Raw genomic sequence first — 266 nt, 5'->3', positions numbered from 1 at the left:
ACTGCCGGTACTTGGCCGTGTCGATGCGTTGCCCCAGGCGTGCGCCCATGGAGGAGTAACGTTCATCGGTGAGGGCGCGGTAGCGGGCCTCGGCCCGGGACAGCGTGCGCCCGGTCGCCTCTGACTGGAGCCGCTGCGCGGCCAGCTCCGGGGATGGGGATTCTGGCGGGTACAGGCTTTCCAGGGTCTTGTTCAGCAGCATGGCCACCAGGTTTCGATGATGGAAATCCCGGCTCTGCCGGCTCAGCCGTTCTGCATCGAGTTGG

The 266-nt window shown here is 66.5% G+C and carries 1 pseudogene; it reads right to left on the bottom strand.

The window, feature by feature from the left end:
• Positions 1-266, bottom strand: a pseudogene (locus WCE05_RS26525) (hypothetical protein); the annotation flags it as partial.

This window comes from Pseudomonas sp. I2, assembly GCF_040984075.1.
Classification (GTDB): domain Bacteria; phylum Pseudomonadota; class Gammaproteobacteria; order Pseudomonadales; family Pseudomonadaceae; genus Aquipseudomonas; species Aquipseudomonas guariconensis_B.
Note: the sequence above shows the minus strand (reverse complement) of the source record. Positions and strands in the feature narration are given on the sequence as shown.